This window comes from Fructilactobacillus sp. YLN 2412, from assembly GCF_059488745.1.
Genome location: NZ_CM183165.1, coordinates 1,244,410 through 1,265,354 on the forward strand (window position 1 = coordinate 1,244,410; position 20,945 = coordinate 1,265,354).

Sequence of the window (20,945 nt, forward strand, 5' to 3'; positions counted from 1 at the left end):
TCTATTTCTTGTTTTGTTGGTTGCTTTGTATCAATCAACATATGTAATACTAATGGGAGAGTATTACAGAAATATTACAGAAAGATTAAGAAAAACATGTTGTTACGTAATATTGCAATAATATAGAAATATTCTGTTACGAAAAACGGCTTTTTTGCCACTAAATGCCGAAATTATAGGAAACATATATTTAATTTTGTAACATTTTAGTGTTAAATTATTTGACAACCCAGGAAAATTTATTGCAAATTTGTTATTTTTTTAGCTTTTAGCATAAATATTTTGCCAAAAAAATAACCTTCAATGATGAAATAAAATTCATCATTGAAGGTTATCACCTAATTTTAGTTCGTTTTATTAAGACGTTTTAATCCAATTCCAGTAAATCCACTCAAAATTGAAAATACAGGACAAAGCAAACTAAAGAAAACAAATGGTAAGTAATGAAGTGTAGGCACATTCAACGTATTAGCAACAAAGACACCTGCAACTCCCCAAGGCACCAAGTAATTAATTACTGCTCCCCCATCTTCTAAAGCTCGTCCTAAAGCTTCAGGGGCTAAGCCAGCCTTTTTAAAGTCTTTTTTAAAAGCTGTTCCAGGAAGAATAATAGAAAGATATTCTTCACCAATAAAGATGTTGACTCCAATTGCTGCTAGTACGGTACTTAAGACTAACATCCCATCAGATTTGATATGACTGGAAAAACGATCCATTACCGTGTCAATTACTCCAAGATTGATTAGTAGTCCACCAAGAGCCAAAGCCATAATAATCAGTGTCATGGTACTGGTCATGGAAATGATTCCCCCACGATTCAAAAACTGATTTACTTCTGGACTAGCTGTTTTGATGGTAAAACCGTTTTGCATTACGTCGGCAATTTTAACAAATGAATACGAATTATGCGGAGTAACTAACGTCATCACAATTGTAACTAAGATATTAATAAAAAGGGTTGGAATAGTCGGAATCTTCGTCCAAGCACATATTAATAGAAGTAAAACTGGAATTAACATCCAAATTGAAACTGTAAAATGACTAGTCAAAATGCCTGTAGTAGCCGTTATTTTAGCCAAATTAGCGGAATTATGACCTCCGCCAATCAAAGTAAATAAAATTAACGAAATAATAAAAGCAGGAACTGTCGACCATAACATATTTTTGATATGTCCATATAAATCATCACCTGCAATAGCAGAAGCAAGATTAGTCGTTGCAGATAATGGAGACATTTTATCACTAAAAACAGCTCCAGAAACTACAGCTCCAGCAATCATGGCTGGATTAATTCCCATTGTAATGCCAATCCCCATTGCCGCAATTCCAACAGTTGAAATAATAGTAAATGCACTTCCAATGAAGAATCCAACAAAGGCACACATTAAAAATACTGAGGGTAAAAACCAGCGAACGCTCAAAATATGAAATCCATAGACCATTAAAGTCGGAATCACACCTGACATAATCCAGACTCCAATTAAACAGCCGATTAAAAGGAAAATAAAAAGCGGAATAATCCCGTTTTTAACTCCAATCACAAAACTGTCATTGATATCATCCCAAGTAAAGCCACGCATTTTTCCCCATAAAATCAGCAATAAAATAATCGTCAAAATGGGAACCACAGGAGTAAGGTGTAATCCAATAATTCCCATCCCCATGATAACTAGCATGATTAATAAGATTAAACAAGCTTCCCAGAGGCGCGGTTTGATCTTTTTTGGTTGCTCTTGCATTATTTATTCTCCTAAAATTAAATTTATTCAGCGAGTTTTCGCTCCAAATAATGAGCTAGTTTTTCAACTGGATATACTCCAGTAACCTTTTCAACACCGTTGCCATTTTTAAACAGCACATAGCTTGGTAAACCCATTACGGAATACCTTTTAGCGATGTCTTGATGATGATCAACGTTGATTTTGGCAAATTTAACTTTACCCGCAAACTGTTTTTCCAATCTTTGTAGAACCGGTTCCATTATTTTGCAAGGTCCGCACCATGGAGCCCAAAAATCAACCAGGGTTATTGGAGCTTGAATTTCATCATCAAAATTAGTTTCATTTAATTCAACTGCCATTTGAATCCCTTTTCTTTCGTATAAAGTGAATTACGATTGTCACAATAATTGCAAAGATGACAAAGACACCAAACCATGAAGCTGGAATTTCAATATCAATAATTGGAATTGATAGCAATAATTTAACTCCAATCACAAATACCAAAATATATGCCATAGTTTTTAATTCCGGAATCTTTTTCATAATTGACATAATAACTTCTGCAATTCCTCGCATAGCTAAAATTCCTACCATCCCACCGATTAAAACCACCACCGGATTGGAAGAAACCGCTAACGAAGCTAAGACAGAATCAATTGAGAATAAAATATCCATGAATTCGATTTGAATCACAACCCACCAAAAAAAGCCTGGGCTATTACGATTACCCTTGATGGTATGTGAAGTAGTCTTTTTCTTACGTCTTAGCTGAGGAACAAAATATTTTACAGCCAGATAAATCAAATAAATGGCTCCAACTACTTTGATTTCCCAAAAATGAATTAAATATACTCCGGCTCCAATCACTAGAAAACGAAATATATATGCCCCCCAAAGTCCATAAAATAACGATTCTTCCTGCTTTTTCTTAGTTGGAAGGACTTGCGTCTGGGTTGCTAAAACAATTGCATTATCTACTGACATTACACATTCTAATATCACTAATGAAAAAATGATTAACCAATCATTTCCAGAAGTTAATACGGTACTCCAATTATGCAAATCAAAAAAAGGACCATATAATTTTTCAATTATTGCAAACAAATAAAATTCTCCTTTTTAGTTATTAATTGCTTGTTTATCATATTTTTGTAAATCATGTGCTTTGATAACCTTAATTAGTTTATCTGCGTAGTCAGGATCAGTTGCATAAGTATTCTTTTGCAATAATTCGGCTTCTTCTCGATAGCTGGTTATATTGTCTTTCTTCAAGAATTTATCAAATAACGCCTGATTATGATCTTCAATCGCAGCCTGCAAGTCTGGATACTTTCTAAATTGACCAACTTGAGTAACATGCTTATGGTTAATGTATTCACCGGTTTCATAAGAAATCGATGCTCCTTGATACGTTCCCTTAATTCCAAATGGATTTTTAGCATTTTGATATAACTTAGACTTACCCCAGTTGGATTCCAAAATAGCCTGTGCAATTACAATACTAGGCAAAACTTGATGATTTTTCTTGTATTGTTCAATTGATGGCGTAGCAACTTGTTTGATAAACTTATTATGTTGCTTAATTGTTGGATTATTTTCTTCGTTGAACTTTTTTTCATTCTTAATTAGTGTCTGTTCATTCATATATTTTCGTACTTTATAGGTTCCAAATAAAATCAAAATAAATCCAGCTACAATTGCAAACGCAATTATTGGATACCAGATACTTTTTCCATCATTTCGCTTATTTTTATTTTTCATATGAGATACACTCCTTTGCATTTACCATTATAACCTACTCGTTCAAATTTTAATTCAAGTAATTTTCACACTATTAACTATTTAATAAATTTTAATAATTTAACAAACATTTTACGTATTTAAGAATATAATTAAATTTATTGTCAAAAGGGGGCAATCAAATTGATTAAAACAAAAAAAATTAACCAAAATATTGACTGGGTTCAAGTATCTGATTGTCTGCCAGTCGAAAAAAAAATTTTAAAAGAAGACTATCATTTAACTACTGAGATGCTTTATTATGCACTTGATCATCATGAACGTCCACGAATGGAATATTACGATGATGAACAGTTACTACTAATAATTTTTGATGTGGCTGAACCCACCCGGTTTAATGGTGATATTTCATCCGAACCAATCGGGATTATGATGCGAGGAACAACTCTATTTACTTTTACGGCGGATCAAACTAACTTTGTTAATGCATTGATTCAATCAATTGTTGATAAAATGCCAAAAATGCAACGGGATAATCTCACTCCTTTAGATATTGTTTTCAAAACGTTATACCAATTAGCTATTCAATTTTTTGATTATATCAATAATATCAATAGTACTAGAACCAAGATTCAAAGAAATCCTGAAGGCAGTACTAATAAAAAATCAATTAACCAATTACTTAATCTTCAGACTAATTTAGTTTACTTTTTAACCTCGCTATCTGCTAATAACGATATGCTTACCATGTTAAAGCGAAAGCTTGGTAAAAGCTTTTCTGATGAAGATAACGACATTTTAGAAGATATCATTGTCGAAATCCAACAGGGACTCTCAATGGCTAAAATGGCAAATCAAGCAGCTCAACAAGTAGCAAGTGCATACTCTAATTTATTGGATAGTAATCTAAATACTACCATGAAATTTTTAACAGTATTTTCCATCGTCTTAACAGTACCAAACATCGTTTTCGGTTTTTACGGTGAAAATGTTAATCTTCCTTACATGAATCATCCATTTGCTTGGCAAATTACATTAATCATTTCTGTCATTCTAATTGCCATTATCTTATTAATTCTCCGTTTGAGTGATTTTTTCAACCGTTAAAATTAAAAATTTAAATTCTAAAGGAATTACTATTTAATGAAGAAAACCTTCCGCTTCCTGAACGAAAAAAGTGTCATTCCCTTCTTCATCTGGACGTTAACTACCATATTTGCGTTATTGTTTTTGCCTAATCTTACTCATTTAGTTGAATCTCAAACTATTCCCTTTAATTTACCTGCTAAACAAGTAAAATTTAATCGGGAAAATCATTTAGACCACGCGAGTCAACTAACTGTGGTTTTTTCAAACCATAACCAGCGATTATCACAACAAAATAATAAGCAGATTGACAGCGTCGAAAGAAAAATCCAAGAACACAAACAGGAACTCGGAATTTTAAAATTGGTTTCTGCCAAAACTTCGCCTTATTCGAATCATGTCTTTTATTCTTCAGATAAAAAAGTAAGTTTACTAGAACTTTGGGTACCGAAAAATCAATTGTACCATCCTGATTTTATTAATAAAATACAGCGTCAGTGCAATGTTAATGGACTAGAAACTCATATAACCAGTCCCGATCTGATTAATCATTCCATCGCTGAAAATACGATTCAAAAATCAAAAGTAGCCGTTTTGACTGCTTTTTGTTTTGCCTTAATTTTCTTTATAATCGTATTTAAATCCATTTTGTTGCCTATTTTAAGTATGATTCCATTGGGAATTTCTTACATAATATCATTAAGTCTCATGGCTAACATTGGTCAACAACGAAAGATTCCTTTTTCAACAGAAATGCCTTTATTAGTTGCATTAAGCGTGTTGTTGCTGGGGTCTGTTACTACTTTTTTAATTTACCATCGTTTGGTCATTTCACTTACAATTACTCTAGGACGAAAAAAGAGAAGAAATTATGCCCTTGTTGCATTAATAAAACCTTTAACTTTGATGGTTTTAATGATTAGTTTAACTTTTCTATCTTTTCATTGGTTTGATTTCTTGCCGCTTAAGGCTTTAAGCAGTTTAATCATTCCCCTATTGATAACCCCGGTTGCTGCGATTAGTTTTAATTCTATATTTATTAAATTTTTTCGAACCAAGCTATTTTGGCCCGGAGAACCGCAAAAAGTAATCTTCACCAATCACATTTGGAAAAAATTAATTAAATTCTCACTGTGGCAACCACTTGCTGGGATAATATTATTAAGTTTAATTTCATTTCCTTTGTTAACTAACTCACATCTCAAATTTAATTTTTCTAACTCTCAAATAGCAAAAAATGATTTAATCCAAGGCCAACGAATTATGCAAACTCATTTTAATTTTGGCAAACCAACTCCAGTTATAATTTATTTAAAAAACAATCACAAAATTACTAATGAACATGATTTAGCGGTTATTGATCATTTAACTACTAAACTACAAACCATGAAAAACGTTGCATCAGTTCAATCAGTAACTCAGCCTGGTGGTAGCAAAGTCAAAAAATATTATCTACAGCCCCAACTTGCTAAATTCAGTCAATCTTTACAACACTCTGATCAAGAACTTAATTTGATGCGCCAGGAATTGAAAAAAATAAGCAAAACAGAACTCAATAAAAATACTATTAAACTACAACAAAACGAGATTGCCAAATTAAGTCAATCAATTAATGACATAGTACAGCTTAATCAACAACAATTACTCACTTCTAACAATGATAATCAAATTAATCTTTTAGCGCTTAATTTAGAACGCTTGAAACAATTAAATCAAAATGGTGCAACAATTAACGAACATTTCGCACAATATACGCAAACTCTAGAAACATTAAATGATGATTTACAAACGATCAGCGAAAAAATTCGTCTTACCCGCTACCAAAATAAAAAAGACTTAACCAATTTAAGCCAACTAAATCATGCTAAAAGTATTCAGAATCTTATTTTTATTAGCTCCGACAATCTAGAAGATACCGATTTTGTCCAAACATGCTACAATTTCAACAGCCAGAATCAAAAAATAACTAAATTAATCGTAAATTTTGATAATCTTTCTGAAAACAAACTTAGTCAACATGAAATAAACAAATTACAGCAATTAGTGGCTGATGAATTACAAGGAACGCCTTTAAAACATGTCGCCATCACTTACTCTGGAATTCCAGTCCAAAACAGCAGGTTGCAACTAGATTTTCACTCAATTCTACCTGCTTTAGTTCTATTTTTACTAATTTTACTAATCGGAATAATGTTAATTTCCCAATCAATTCTTCAACCTTTGTATTGGATTAGCTGCTTGCTATTATCAAGTGTGATAGGGATTAATTTTACCACCTTAATCACCAAACAGGCATTTACGTGGAACAGTACTCTAATTTTAATGACTTTAATTGGTCTATATAGCGGAATCGAGCTTTTATTGTTAGCTTTTTCCTTTCGTTCTTGGAATAACGATTCATTAACTTGGTTAAAAACTAGCTTTCAAAGTTTTAGCAAGATAAATATTCCAATTTTGCTAGCTTTTACTTTAATTATCAGCTCCTGTAGCTTATGTTCTTTACCATCATTGCCTTTAGTAGCTGTTACCGCCATTACTATTTTATTATTCTTTAATTTATTTCTACCTATTGTTTTAGCAACTACCATCAAATTAACTAATATTATCAACCATCAACAACAATTAACTGATAAAAATGAACTAATCTAAAAAAACATCTCATTAATAATGAGATGTTTTTTTATTCAATTTCATCAACTTGATAAACCACTTGTCCAGCATCATTCAAGTAACCATATAATCGTTTTTTATGCTCTTTATCAAAATACCCCATATCAATCATATTTTTCCCATTTCGATTAACTAACCCATGATGCATTTTTAAAACAAAAGCATGCGTTACTTCAACATCATTTAAATGTTGTTGTGCTTTCTCAACAGAGGTACTTAAAGAAAAATCATCGTCTAAATAAAACTTAATCAATTTAACCATCATAAAATTTTTATGATTAAAAACTCGAGAAGCCATTTTTTCATTTCGTTCGCTGTGAATATATCCCTTTTGTTCCCAATAACGCAGTTGTCGTGGAGATACGCCAGTCATCTTGCTAACTTCTCCAATACGAAAGATGTAGTTTTTCTCATTACATGATTTGATAAAACGACGATTATCTTTCAACTGACATACCTCCTTATTGATTATTTATTATATTCGATAACTTTGATTTGCTTATCATCTACACTCATTTTTGTAATACTACCATTTGCTGGACGTTTACTTAGGTCAAATTGGCCAGGAGCTGAAAAACGTTCGACTAAGCTTAACAATGTATTACCATGACTAACTAATAAAACATTATCGCCATCTTCAATATTTGGATTATTCGTAATTAAATCAAGTCCTTGATCCAATCGTTTCCAATATTCTTCGGCGTTTTCTGCCATATGAAACGGATCGGCTGCTTTCATAAAATCTTTGGCTTTATTCATATCGTATTTTTTAATGATGTCTTTAAAGGTTGGAACCCCATGAGGAGCTCCAGCTTCATACCACGCTTCATCCATGTTTAAACCTTCAAAATAACCGTAAAATTGCTCACGGAAAAAAGGTGAAACAATAGGAGTTCTAGGATTAAAAGTTTTATTTTGATCAAAAATAATGGAAATTGTTTTTTGAGCTCGAGTCGTATCACTACAATACGATGCTTTAAAATTAATATCTGCTAATCGTTTGCCAGTTTCTCGTGCTCCATCCAATCCTGCTTGAGTTAAAGGCGAATTGCTCCAACCCTGCAATTTATTAAAAATATTAAAATAAGTCTGTCCATGACGAACTACATATAATGTAAACTTTGCCATTCATCTCATCCCGCTTTCTAGTATATAAATTATAACACGTCCCACCATTACAATTCATTCTTATACTTTACTTAGTTTTTTTAATCGTTAAAATCTGCTATGATGTAGATTATGTGTTACGTATTTTAATGAGGGGAAACAGGCCTTTGAATTTTATAAAAAAAACGTTAGCCAAAGTCAATACTAGGATTGGTTTTTTCATTTTACTAATCATTTTATTTTGGTTAAAAACCATTTATGCATATTTTACTGATTTTTCGTTAGGTGTAGAAGGATTATTACAATTCCTACTCTTGATTGCGAATCCAATTGCAACTACTGTTTTAATGTTAGGATTAGCCTTCTACCTAAAACCAGCCAAATTATTTTATCCAGCAATTATATTATTAGATATTTTAGATACTGTCTTATTATATCTAAATGTCATTTATTTTCGTGAATTTACTGATTTTATGACTGTTTCAACCATGACCGGTTATTCAAAAGTTGATCAGGGGCTCAGTGGGAGTTCGATTGCTTTGACATCTCCCCATGATGTCTTTTATTGGCTTGATATTGTTGTAATAATTTTGTTATTACTATTTAGAGTTATTAAAATTGATAAACACCAATTAGGTGCAAAAGTCGCTTTTGCTATTTTTTCAATCGGTTCTTTGTTACTAACTTTAAATGTTGCTATTGCCGACATGGATCGGCCACAACTTATTACGCGAACCTTTGATCGAAGTTACATTGTTAAATATCTCGGATTAGATTTTTTTACAGCTTATGATGGGATTCAAACACATCAATCAAACGAAATGCGTTCTAATGCAACTAAATCTGAAGTTTATAAAGTTAAAGACTTCACTGACAAACATTATGCCCCTGCTAATCCACAAATGTATGGTTCGTTAAAGGGTAAGAATGTCATCATTTTACATTTAGAAAGTTTCCAACAATTCTTAATCAATAAAAAAATAAATGGTAAAGAAGTTACTCCATTTATTAATAAGATTTACAACAGTAAGCATACTTATTCCTTTGACAACTTTTTCCATCAAGTCGGTCAAGGAAAAACTTCAGATGCTGAAAATATGCTTGAAACTAGTACTTATGGATTGCCTCAAGGGTCATTGTTCGCACAATTAGGCAGTGATAATACCTTCCAAGGTGCTCCGGCTATTATGGATCAAAAAGGTTATAGTACTGCTGTTTTCCATGGAAATGTAGCCAGTTTTTGGAATCGAAGTAATACTTATAAGAATCTTGGCTATCAATATTTCTTTGATGCTAGCTATTATGATACATCTGGGGATAAAGCAACTGGATATGGACTAAAAGATAAATTATTGTTTGATGATTCAACTAAATATTTACAACACTTGCAGCAACCGTTTTATGCTAAATATATTACTGTTACCAATCATTTCCCCTATGATTTAGATTCAGAAGATGAAAAAGACAATAAAATTAAAGTTCCAGACACTGATGATGATGCCGTGAATAATTACTTTACAACTGCTCATTACTTAGATCAGTCGGTAAAGGAATTCTATGATTATCTTAACAAAACTGGGTTGGCTAAAAACACCGTTGTAATGTTATATGGGGATCACTATGGACTTTCCAATTCAGAAAATTCTAGTTTGGCTCCCCTAATTGGTAAAAATAGTGATGATTGGAACGGATATGATAATGCACAATTACAAAGGGTTCCTTTGATGTTCAATTCTCCAGCAATCAATAATGGTTATGTTGACCATACTTATGGTGGTGAAATTGATGTTCTTCCAACACTAATGCATTTATTAGGTATGAATTCCAAAAAATATATTCAATTTGGAACAGACTTATTTTCAGCAAAACATGACCAAGTGGTAGCGTTTCGTAATCGTGATTGGGTTTCCCCTAAATATACATCTGTTAGTGGAACTATTTACGATACTAAAACTGGAAAAGTAATTCATCCAAATGCGAAGTTAAGTAAAAAGATTGAGAAGATGCAGCAAAAAGTTAATACAGAATTAAGTCTTTCTGATATTTTGAACCAACAAAACTTGTTACGTTTTTATCATCCTAAAGGTTTTAAGGCCGTCGATCCTTCCGACTATAATTATTCTAACGGTTTAAATCGTGAAGAAAAAATTGAAAAACAATTAGGTGATAAATCAACTAGTCTCTTTGATGAAAATGGACACAAAAACACTGAAAAATTATATAAAACTGATGCTCCAGAAGCTAATAAGCCTAAGAGCAAAACTAATCGAATTCAAATTACTAATCCAGATTCTAATAAAGAATAATATCAAGTCTTCTTGATTTATATACCCACTTTGCTATGTTAGAATAATGATAATTAATTAGTTAAATGGGAGGAGATAATTATGAAAAATTTATTATTAGGTCTTAGTCTTGGTGCTAATGTTGTCTTAGGATACTTAGTATTACGTGACTACGTTGAAGTTGATTTTGAAGATCTTGATCAAAATGCTGCAAATTTAGGTGATGAAGTTGAAGGAAAAGCTAAACAAGTAAAAGGTGCTTTAACCGGAAACACTTCTGATAAATTAAAAGGTGACTTCCAAAGCGGCAAAGGTGAATTAAAAGAAAAAGCCGATAACATTAAAGATGAAATCAAAAACAAATTAGATGATTAATAAAAACCGATTATTGGAGATTTATTTCTCTGATAATCGGTTTTTGTTTACACTAATTTTTTAAATATTAGTAATTTTATTCAAATATTAGTAATTTTATTCAAATATTTCTTTCGATCTTCTATCGTTGAATTTTTGATATTACCAAAATTATGCCAAATACAATTTTTCATTCCTACTTGTTTTAAAGTTGCTTTTATTAAAACTTTATTTACATAATTACCTGCCATATACTTTAAATACCATGACGGTGATTTAGATGTTGTGAAAATTTCAATATTTTTAACATTATTAATTTGACTTTTAATTCCCATCTTAGTATCAATATAAGCAAATTTATATTTAAAAACCTTGTCTATAAATCCTTTGATAATTGCAGGTGCTTCATTCCACCAATGAAAATAATTTTAAAAGTCAATATTATTTAACGCACAAAAAAAGACGCCCACCATTTCGGTGAGCGTCTCTTACTGTTTGGGTTGCGTGGCAACGTCCTATCCTCGCAGGGGGCGATCCCCCAACTACTTTTGGCGTGCTGAAGCTTAACTTCTGTGTTCGGCATGGGAACAGGTGTATCCTTCAGGCTATCGCCACCACACTTTACTTATGCTTCCATAAGCCTGAGCGAACTTCGTTCTCTCAAAACTAGATAATATCTTCTCTGTTCAACTTTGATTTAACCCTGTGTCTTCCTTGGTTAAGTCCTCGACTGATTAGTATTAGTCCGCTTCACATATCACTATGCTTCCACTTCTAACCTATCGACCTGATCATCTTTCAGGAGTCTTACTTCCATATAGGAATGGGAAATCTCATCTTGAGGCGAGTTTCACACTTAGATGCTTTCAGCGTTTATCTCATCCATACATAGCTACTCAGCAATGCGCCTGGCGGCGCAACTGATACACCAGCGGTATGTCCATCCCGGTCCTCTCGTACTAGGGACAGCTCCTCTCAAATTTCCTGCGCCCGCGACGGATAGGGACCGAACTGTCTCACGACGTTCTGAACCCAGCTCGCGTACCGCTTTAATGGGCGAACAGCCCAACCCTTGGGACCAACTACAGCCCCAGGATGCGATGAGCCGACATCGAGGTGCCAAACCTCCCCGTCGATGTGAACTCTTGGGGGAGATAAGCCTGTTATCCCCAGGGTAGCTTTTATCCGTTGAGCGATGGCCCTTCCATATGGTACCACCGGATCACTAAGTCCGACTTTCGTCCCTGCTCGACCTGTTTGTCTCGCAGTCAAGCTTGCTTTTGCCTTTACACTTTACAAATGATTTCCAACCATTCTAAGCAAACCTTTGAGCGCCTCCGTTACTATTTAGGAGGCGACCGCCCCAGTCAAACTGCCAACCAGACACTGTCTCCGAGCACGTTAAGTGCTCAGGGTTAGAGTGTTCACATAGCAAGGGTAGTATCCCACTGACGCCTCCACCGAAACTAGCGTTCCGGCTTCTATGGCTCCTACCTATCCTGTACAAGCTATGTAAACACCCAATATCAAGCTACAGTAAAGCTCCATGGGGTCTTTCCGTCCTGTCGCGGGTAACCTGCTTCTTCACAGGTATCTTAATTTCACCGAGTCTCTCGTTGAGACAGTACTCAAATCGTTACGCCTTTCGTGCGGGTCGGAACTTACCCGACAAGGAATTTCGCTACCTTAGGACCGTTATAGTTACGGCCGCCGTTTACTGGGGCTTCATTTCGAGGCTTTGCCGAAGCTAACCTTTCCACTTAACCTTCCAGCACCGGGCAGGCGTCAGCCCATATACTTCATCTTACGATTTTGCATAAACCTGTGTTTTTGATAAACAGTCGTTTGAGTCTTTTCACTGCGGCTGGCCGTGAGGCCAGCACCCCTTCTTCCGAAGTTACGGGGTCATTTTGCCGAGTTCCTTAACGAGAGTTCTCTCGCTCACCTGAGGATACTCTCCTCGACTACCTGTGTCGGTTTGCGGTACGGGTAATTAATTACTAACTAGAAGCTTTTCTCGGCAGCGTGACATGGGTTACTTCTCTACTTAAATTTCGATCCTCATCATCGCTTGTCAACCCGGCTACAAGCATTTAACTCATAACCTGACTTACGATTTGAACATACATATCCATCAGTATGCATAACTTAGCCTTCTGCGTCCCTCCATTGTTCAAACATAATTAACTAGTACAGGAATCTCAACCTGTTATCCATCGCCTACGCTTCTCAGCCTCGGCTTAGGTCCCGACTAACCCTGGGAGGACGAGCCTTCCCCAGGAAACCTTAGTCATTCGGTGGACCAGATTCTCACTGATCTTTCGCTACTCATACCGGCATTCTCACTTCTAAGCGCTCCAGCAGTCCTTGCGGTCTGCCTTCATTGCTCTTAGAACGCTCTCCTATCACGCAACGTAGTTGCGTCCGCAGTCTCGGTAATATGCTTAGCCCCGGTAAATTTTCGGCGCAGAATCACTCGACTAGTGAGCTATTACGCACTCTTTAAATGATGGCTGCTTCTGAGCCAACATCCTAGTTGTCTATGCAACTTCACTACCTTTTCCACTTAGCATATATTTAGGGACCTTAACTGGCGGTCTGGGCTGTTCCCCTTTCGACGATGGATCTTATCACTCATCGTCTGACTCCCGGACATAAATCAGTGGTATTCGGAGTTTATCTGAACTCAGTAATCCTAGATGGACCCCTTGCTCAAACAGTGGCTCTACCTCCACGATTCTAATTCCGAGGCTAGCCCTAAAGCTATTTCGGAGAGAACCAGCTATCTCCAAGTTCGTTTGGAATTTCACCGCTATCCACACCTCATCCCAGCACTTTTCAACGTACACGGGTTCGGACCTCCGGTGCGTATTACCGCACTTTCATCCTGGACATGGATAGATCACCTGGTTTCGGGTCTACGGCAACATACTAAAACGCCCTCTTAAGACTTGCTTTCGCTACGGCTCCGCTTTTTCGGCTTAACCTTGCATGCAACTGTAACTCGCCGGTTCATTCTACAAAAGGCACGCTATCACCCGTTAACGGGCTCTAACTGCTTGTAGGCACATGGTTGCAGGAACTATTTCACTCCCCTTCCGGGGTGCTTTTCACCTTTCCCTCACGGTACTGGTTCACTATCGGTCACTAGGGAGTATTTAGCCTTGGGAGATGGTCCTCCCGGATTCCGACGCCGTTACACGTGTGGCGCCGTACTCAGGATCCTGAACTGAGGGTATTCGATTTCATTTACGAGACTATCACTCTCTTTGGTGCAGCTTCCCAGCTGCTTCAATTATCAAATACTTTTGTAACTCAAATGTTCAGTCCTACAACCCCGGACCATAAAGGTCCGGTTTGGGCTATTCCCAGTTCGCTCGCCGCTACTTTGGGAATCGAAATTTCTTTATATTCCTGTGGGTACTTAGATGTTTCAGTTCCCCACGTCTGCCTCTGCGCAGCTATGTATTCACTACGCAGTGACCAGTCATGACACTGGTCGAGTTTCCTCATTCGGAAATCTCCGGATCAAAGCTTACGTACAGCTCCCCGAAGCATATCGGTGTTAGTTCCGTCCTTCATCGGCTCCTAGTACCAAGGCATTCACCATGCGCCCTTTTTAACTTAACCTATAATCCTTCGGATTATAAATTATTGAGTTTAGCGATTAAACTATTAATTTAAAAAACTCAAATAACACAATGGTTATTTCTCGGTTGAAATTATATTAAAAATATAATTTTTACAGAAAATAATATTATCTAGTTTTCAAAGAACAAAGTCTGAGAGTAGATACTCTCAAAACTGAGCAAGATTTTGATCGGTGTAAGTTCCGAATTTTTCCTTAGAAAGGAGGTGATCCAGCCGCAGGTTCTCCTACGGCTACCTTGTTACGACTTCACCCTAATCATCTGTCCCACCTTAGGCGGCGGACTCCGTAAAGGTTATCCAACCGACTTTGGGTGTTACAAACTCTCATGGTGTGACGGGCGGTGTGTACAAGACCCGGGAACGTATTCACCGTGGCATGCTGATCCACGATTACTAGCGATTCCAACTTCATGCAGGCGAGTTGCAGCCTGCAATCCGAACTGAGAACGGCTTTAAGAGATTAGCTTGACCTTGCGGTTTCGCAACTCGTTGTACCGTCCATTGTAGCACGTGTGTAGCCCAGTACATAAGGGGCATGATGATTTGACGTCATCCCCACCTTCCTCCGGTTTATCACCGGCAGTCTCTCTAGAGTGCCCAACTTAATGCTGGCAACTAAAGACAAGGGTTGCGCTCGTTGCGGGACTTAACCCAACATCTCACGACACGAGCTGACGACAACCATGCACCACCTGTCATTCTGCCCCCGAAGGGGACACCTAATCTCTTAGGTTAACAGAAGATGTCAAGTCCTGGTAAGGTTCTTCGCGTAGCATCGAATTAAACCACATGCTCCACCGCTTGTGCGGGTCCCCGTCAATTCCTTTGAGTTTCAACCTTGCGGTCGTACTCCCCAGGCGGAATGCTTAATGCGTTAGCTGCGGCACTGAGAGGCGGAAACCTCCCAACACCTAGCATTCATCGTTTACGGCATGGACTACCAGGGTATCTAATCCTGTTTGCTACCCATGCTTTCGAGCCTCAGCGTCAGATGCAGACCAGACAGCCGCCTTCGCCACTGGTGTTCCTTCATATATCTACGCATTTCACCGCTACACATGAAGTTCCACTGTCCTTTTTTGCACTCAAGTTATCCAGTTTCCGATGCACTTCTCCGGTTAAGCCGAAGGCTTTCACATCAGACTTAGAAAACCGCCTGCGCTCGCTTTACGCCCAATAAATCCGGACAACGTTTGCCACCTACGTATTACCGCGGCTGCTGGCACGTAGTTAGCCGTGACTTTCTGGTTAGATACCGTCACACCGTGAGCAGTTGCTCTCACGGCCGTTCTTCTCTAACAACAGAGTTTTACGAGCCGAAACCCTTCTTCACTCACGCGGCGTTGCTCCATCAGACTTTCGTCCATTGTGGAAGATTCCCTACTGCTGCCTCCCGTAGGAGTATGGGCCGTGTCTCAGTCCCATTGTGGCAGATTACCCTCTCAGGTCTGCTACGTATCATTGCCTTGGTGAGCTATTATCTCACCAACTAGCTAATACGCCGCGGGTCCATCCAGAAGCGATAGCATAAAAGCCATCTTTCAAACGAGAACCATGTGGTTCTCGTTGTTATACGGTATTAGCATCTGTTTCCAGGTGTTATCCCCTTCTTCTGGGCAGGTTACCCACGTGTTACTCACCAGTTCGCCACTCGGTCAGATCTATCGTCAAGCTGATGCAAGCACCAGCTATCAGTTAGGAGACCTCGTTCGACTTGCATGTATTAGGCACGCCGCCAACGTTCGTCCTGAGCCAGGATCAAACTCTCATTTTAAAAATGAGAACTTTACTAGCTCTTATTTATTTTATTTCTTAAAGCAAATTGACTTTGCATAATGTTTTAATCTTTAAACTTAGTTTAAAGATTACCTTACACTTTTGTAATCAAAATCTTGTTCAGTTTTCAAAGATCTACTCTTGCACTGCTTCTGCAGTGCATTTACTAGCATAACTCGTTTAAAAATAATTGTCAATAATTTTACTTAATTAATTTTAAAAAACTCAATTACTTAAAGATTAATGCGTAAAAACATTTCATAGTCATTTCCTAACGAACAATTATTAGTATATCTCATTGGTCAAAGAATGTCAAACATTTTTAACGATTAATTTCAAAAAATTTATTTTCAATCATTAATCATAAAAACTTGCCATCCCTCAAGCGACAATTAATAATATACACCCTCTTAAATACCATGTCAACAGTTTGGTCAAAAAAAGTCAATTTTTTTATAAAAAAAGAACTACCAATTATCAGTAGCTCTCGTTAATTATTTATTTGTGCAAAGCAGTACTATGAATTGGCATTCTACGATCAGGATATAATTTTTCCATAATCTCATTAACCGCAATCGGAGCTTCACCAAAACCAGTTGCAATTAAAGTATCCTTGCCAGGATAAATAGCTTGATCACCAACACTAAAAACCATTGGTTCAGAAGTTTCCATTTTTTGATTAACTTCCACCATGCGATGATTTAAAGCTGGTTGAATTTCCCAACTCTGTAATTCTTTATTGTTAGAAATGAATCCATAATTAACCACTAAATCATCAATCATAAATCTTTTTTCTTCATTAAAAGAACTTCCCACCATTTTAACAGTAACTTGTAAAGAATCATCAACTTCATCCAAGCTCTTAATTAAATAAGGAGTTATCAATTTAACTGAAGATTGTTTTAGTTTGTCAATCATATGTTCAAGGCCTCTAAATTCATCACGTCGATGAACTAAATAAACTTGGTTAGCAACTCCTTCCAACATCAAAGCCATATCAACAGCAGAGTCACCACCACCAGCAACCATTACATTTTTGCCAGCAAATTTTTGTAAATTCTGAATACTATAAAACAAATATTTTCCAGTATATTTTTCGGCATTTTCAGCTCGAAGTGTCCGTGGCTGAAACGCTCCGTTTCCCGTAGCCAAAATAACTGATTTACTGTATGTCATTCCATCATCAGTTTCAATTACAAAATGATCATCAGCACGAAGTACGTTAGTAACCTTTGTATTAACTCGTTTATCAACTGCAGGCATAGTATCCAGTTGCTGATTTAAATTTTCAATTAATTTTTTCCCAGTCACTCCTGCAAACCCAGCAACATCCAAAATAGTTTTTTCTGGATATAGCGCGTTAACTTGACCACCCATTTCTGCCAAACTTTCAATTACTTGAACCTTAGCGTTACGTAAACCAGCATAAAAACCAGTAAACATTCCAATAGGTCCACCACCAATAATTGTGATATCATATAATTTGTTGGACATTTTTATCATCTCTTCTTATCTAAATTTATTTTATAAAGGAATCTTAACATTATGAAGTACAAAAAAACATTTATATTTTTCATTTTTTTAATCGTAGTAGCATTAGGTTTCGGTGGTTGGTGGTATAACAATAACAAAGTTGCTAAATACCACGTTAACCAAACTAGAACGGCGACTGTTTTTATCCCTGGGATGGGTGGTAATAATATCACTTCTAATTACATGGTTTCAAGTTGGGATAAAGATCGAGTTGCAACAAAAGCATTGCAAGTCTATGTGAAAGATAATGGAAAAGTTTCTACAACTAAACAATTCAATAAGATTGGCAAGAACAATCCTGTAATTCAAGTTACTTTTCAAACCAATAACAAGCCCGGCTTTGAAGGTTCCAGAATGCCCTATCTAATGAGATACTTACATAATAAGTACGGTATTCAAAAAGTTAATTTGATTGGACATTCATCTGGAGGAACTATCATTTATGATTATTTAACTCGTCATAATCATACTAAAGATGTCCCTGAAACTGTTCATTTTGTTTCAATGGCCGATACCTATCCGCTTAAAGATCCTAAATATATTAATAACTTACCAAAAAATCTTGAGATTCTAAACTTCTGTGGTGATATTGATCACACTGGAAGTGACGGTTTAATTCCTACTAAAGATATTAAACCAATGAAAAATTTAGTTAAGGGACATGTTAAGAGTTACAAATTCCAAATTTATCATGGTGATCCACAACAAGCACAGCATTCAATGCTGCACGAAAATCCAGAAGTTAATAAAATTATCGCGCAATACTTATATAATTAAAAACGAACAAAGGCCAGGGATTTTTTCCTTGGTCTTTGTTCGTTTTTAATGTTAAATAGATTGTTTTTACCATCTATATAAAGTATTATAATATTAAATAATTAATAATATGCGGAGGATTCCATATGAGTGTTCAGAAAATGATTTTAGATGTAGATACCGGTATTGATGATGCCATGGCAATTGCATATGCAGTTGCTGACCCCAAAATTGATTTAATCGGTGTATTATCATCATTTGGTAATATTGAAGCTAACCGTGCCTCACATAATGCTCTTAATGTACTTGATATGTTTAACGCTACTGATGTTCCAGTTTTTATTGGAAATGATAATCCACTTGATCATCAATATCAGCGAATTGATATTAATGCCCAGATTCATGGGGAAAATGGGATTGGCGACGTCGAATTAAAAGCATCTAAACGTGATATTTCTGAGCAAAACGGAGTTGATTTCATGATCGAAGCAGCCGATCTTTATGGCAAAGATCTTACGATTGTGGCAACCGGACCTATGACTAACATTGCTTCTGCAATCAAAAAAGATAAAGCTGCTATGAAAAAGGTTGGCAATATTACCATTATGGGTGGAGCACTGACTGTCCCTGGAAATGTAACTCCAGTCGCAGAAGCTAATATCGAACAAGATCCAGTGGCTGCCAATGAAATGTTTACTAGTGATATTGACATTACTATGGTAGGTTTGGATGTAACATTACGAACTTTACTGACTAAAAAAGAAACAAAACAATGGCGCGATACTCATACGGAAGCTGGAGAAAAAATGGCTGATATCGTTGACTTCTATATCGATGTTTACGATGATATTTACCCCGAACTTGGCGGTTGTTCACTTCACGATCCATTAGCAGTTGGTGTGGCTATCGACCCTAGTTTTGTTAGAACCATTGATATGAACATCATGGTAACTACTAAACATGATGCTTACTATGCACGAACGATTGGCGACAAAGCACGTTTGAATAATCCTCATACAAATGTAAAAGTTGCAGTTAATGTTGATAAAGAAAGATATTTAAAAGTTTTCATGAAACGTTTTCTTGATTTGTTCCAAGCAACTAAATAGATTTAAAAAAGTCTTGCATCTGTCTATTAAACAGATGCAAGACTTTTTTTAAACTTCATCCAAATACAAATCATCTTTATGTGTCTTACCAAACATTTTAAGGAGACGGTAATAAGCCCAACCAAGCACTGCTGGCAAGAATACTCCAAATACAAGGAGAATAACAAATCCAGGTTTGTTATTAGCCCAATACCAAAGCGGAGCGATAAACGAGTTCAAACCTAATCCAGCGATGGTAAATGGTGCTTTGAAATGAAACCCAACTACTGCAATTGGTGCCATTACCATTGCAATCACAAAGGGTCCAACTGCATAAAGTGGATGTTTCAAAAGATTGGGAAACTGAACCTTAGGCGTAACCAAAGTTTGTGCAATATTTCCTCCCCAGTTGTTTTGTCTAAACGACATGGCAGTAAATACTACAAATCCAACTGTTGTACCAATCATCGCAGCACCACCAGACATCGGATCCAATTGAACTGCAATTGCCAAAGCAGCAGATGAAGCTGGAGTCATCAAGAAGAGAAACCAAGCTCCCGCAACAACTACTGAACCCAAGATTGGATTGATGTTCATAGTATCAGCCATCCTTTCGCTAATCCAGTTCAAAGCTGGAGTTGTAACAGCGGCAAACCCCAATCCAGCAAGTGATCCTACTAGCGCAGTGGCAAATGGTACCAATACCAAATCAAGCGGCGTTTTACCCGTTAACCACTTCCCAAGCAAAGCTGCTACTATTGCAGCCAATACTGCTGAAACTGGCTGACCGATGTTCATTACTGACGATCCAGCTACTTGCGGAGCTACCCAACCTGTGGCAGTCATGGTTTTGGCTACCGGAGCAACTGTGAAGTACACAGCATTTGCTCCCACTGTCGAAGCAATCATCGTTGCACCAGCCACCAAAGTAGTCGTTCTTAACATCATCGCAACCGACATCCCCAGTGCGGGAGCCAACAAACGCTGACCAATCAAGCCGGCTTCATTTAATGGCATCCAATGGAGCATCGTTCCTAACGTGCTCAGTAACAATCCCATTCCCAAAACCGCCAAAATGGTGTTAGAAATTCCTTGAGAAACTTGATAAACCCAGCCTTTCCAATTCTGCGGTTCCTTTTCTGGTACAAAATACTTCTTCGACATAATACTTCCCCCTT

15 protein-coding genes and 3 rRNA genes are annotated in these 20,945 nt (G+C 36.5%); 6 read left to right on the top strand and 12 right to left on the bottom strand.

All coding sequences use genetic code 11. From position 1 onward, the window contains the following. Positions 1–344: 344 nt before the first annotated feature. The 4 genes from nhaC to AC0GLR_RS06350 are packed head-to-tail and all read right to left on the bottom strand — an operon-like array spanning position 345 to position 3,482. Positions 345–1,739, bottom strand: coding sequence for a Na+/H+ antiporter NhaC (nhaC, locus tag AC0GLR_RS06335; RefSeq protein ID WP_495604615.1), 1,395 nt, complete (start codon positions 1,737–1,739; stop codon positions 345–347). Between the two features lie 23 nt (positions 1,740–1,762). Continuing rightward, positions 1,763–2,080, bottom strand: a complete 318-nt coding sequence (trxA, locus tag AC0GLR_RS06340) for a thioredoxin (RefSeq protein WP_495604616.1) — start codon at positions 2,078–2,080, stop codon at positions 1,763–1,765. Beyond that, a complete protein-coding gene (locus AC0GLR_RS06345; protein WP_495604617.1) occupies positions 2,070–2,825 on the bottom strand; it encodes a TerC family protein in 756 nt (251 codons plus the stop codon). Before AC0GLR_RS06345 ends, trxA begins: the two co-directional genes overlap by 11 nt. 15 nt (positions 2,826–2,840) lie before the next feature. After that, on the bottom strand, positions 2,841–3,482 hold the full coding sequence (locus tag AC0GLR_RS06350; protein WP_495604618.1) for a glycoside hydrolase family 73 protein: 642 nt from the start codon (positions 3,480–3,482) through the stop codon (positions 2,841–2,843). Between the two features lie 162 nt (positions 3,483–3,644). Between AC0GLR_RS06350 and AC0GLR_RS06355 the strand changes: the two genes are divergently transcribed. Further along, positions 3,645–4,568 (top strand): magnesium transporter CorA family protein, encoded by a 924-nt coding sequence (locus tag AC0GLR_RS06355; protein ID WP_495604619.1) that lies wholly within the window; start codon positions 3,645–3,647, stop codon positions 4,566–4,568. 36 nt (positions 4,569–4,604) lie between these two features. Beyond that, positions 4,605–7,196 carry an MMPL family transporter gene (locus AC0GLR_RS06360; RefSeq protein ID WP_495604620.1) on the top strand — a complete coding sequence of 864 codons (2,592 nt, stop codon included), beginning with the start codon at positions 4,605–4,607 and terminating at the stop codon, positions 7,194–7,196. A gap of 31 nt (positions 7,197–7,227) precedes the next feature. On the opposite strand, the gene AC0GLR_RS06365 is transcribed toward AC0GLR_RS06360, so the two are convergent. Both AC0GLR_RS06365 and AC0GLR_RS06370 read right to left on the bottom strand, forming a co-directional pair. Further along, positions 7,228–7,665 (bottom strand): MerR family transcriptional regulator, encoded by a 438-nt coding sequence (locus AC0GLR_RS06365; protein WP_495604621.1) that lies wholly within the window; start codon positions 7,663–7,665, stop codon positions 7,228–7,230. 20 nt (positions 7,666–7,685) lie between these two features. Then, a complete protein-coding gene (locus AC0GLR_RS06370) occupies positions 7,686–8,345 on the bottom strand; it encodes a histidine phosphatase family protein (RefSeq protein ID WP_495604622.1) in 660 nt (219 codons plus the stop codon). 155 nt (positions 8,346–8,500) lie between these two features. Between AC0GLR_RS06370 and AC0GLR_RS06375 the strand changes: the two genes are divergently transcribed. Then, entirely contained in the window at positions 8,501–10,630 is a 2,130-nt protein-coding gene (locus AC0GLR_RS06375) for an LTA synthase family protein (RefSeq protein WP_495605428.1), read from the top strand. An 81-nt stretch (positions 10,631–10,711) separates the two neighbouring features. Continuing rightward, a complete protein-coding gene (locus AC0GLR_RS06380) occupies positions 10,712–10,984 on the top strand; it encodes a CsbD family protein (RefSeq protein WP_495604623.1) in 273 nt (90 codons plus the stop codon). Positions 10,985–11,064: 80 nt separating this feature from the next. Here AC0GLR_RS06380 and AC0GLR_RS06385 read toward each other — a convergent pair whose 3' ends face one another. The 5 genes from AC0GLR_RS06385 to AC0GLR_RS06405 form a co-directional block, all read right to left on the bottom strand. Next, positions 11,065–11,358 (bottom strand): flavodoxin, encoded by a 294-nt coding sequence (locus AC0GLR_RS06385; protein WP_495605429.1) that lies wholly within the window; start codon positions 11,356–11,358, stop codon positions 11,065–11,067. Positions 11,359–11,465: 107 nt separating this feature from the next. Next, a 5S ribosomal RNA gene (gene rrf / locus AC0GLR_RS06390) occupies positions 11,466–11,582 on the bottom strand. Positions 11,583–11,677: 95 nt separating this feature from the next. Further along, positions 11,678–14,593 (bottom strand): 23S ribosomal RNA (locus AC0GLR_RS06395). 218 nt (positions 14,594–14,811) lie between these two features. After that, positions 14,812–16,388, bottom strand: a 16S ribosomal RNA gene (locus AC0GLR_RS06400). The 16S, 23S and 5S rRNA genes sit together here, the layout of an rRNA operon. Positions 16,389–16,888: 500 nt before the next feature. Continuing rightward, on the bottom strand, positions 16,889–17,884 hold the full coding sequence (locus AC0GLR_RS06405; RefSeq protein WP_495604624.1) for an NAD(P)/FAD-dependent oxidoreductase: 996 nt from the start codon (positions 17,882–17,884) through the stop codon (positions 16,889–16,891). A 51-nt stretch (positions 17,885–17,935) separates the two neighbouring features. On the opposite strand from AC0GLR_RS06405, the gene AC0GLR_RS06410 reads away from it, so the two are divergent. Both AC0GLR_RS06410 and AC0GLR_RS06415 read left to right on the top strand, forming a co-directional pair. Beyond that, a complete protein-coding gene (locus tag AC0GLR_RS06410; protein ID WP_495604625.1) occupies positions 17,936–18,700 on the top strand; it encodes an alpha/beta fold hydrolase in 765 nt (254 codons plus the stop codon). 125 nt (positions 18,701–18,825) lie between these two features. Next, complete coding sequence (locus tag AC0GLR_RS06415; RefSeq protein WP_495604626.1) at positions 18,826–19,788, top strand: nucleoside hydrolase; 963 nt, start codon at positions 18,826–18,828, stop codon at positions 19,786–19,788. Between the two features lie 48 nt (positions 19,789–19,836). Here AC0GLR_RS06415 and AC0GLR_RS06420 read toward each other — a convergent pair whose 3' ends face one another. Further along, entirely contained in the window at positions 19,837–20,931 is a 1,095-nt protein-coding gene (locus AC0GLR_RS06420) for a PTS sugar transporter subunit IIC (protein ID WP_495604627.1), read from the bottom strand. Positions 20,932–20,945: the final 14 nt, after the last annotated feature.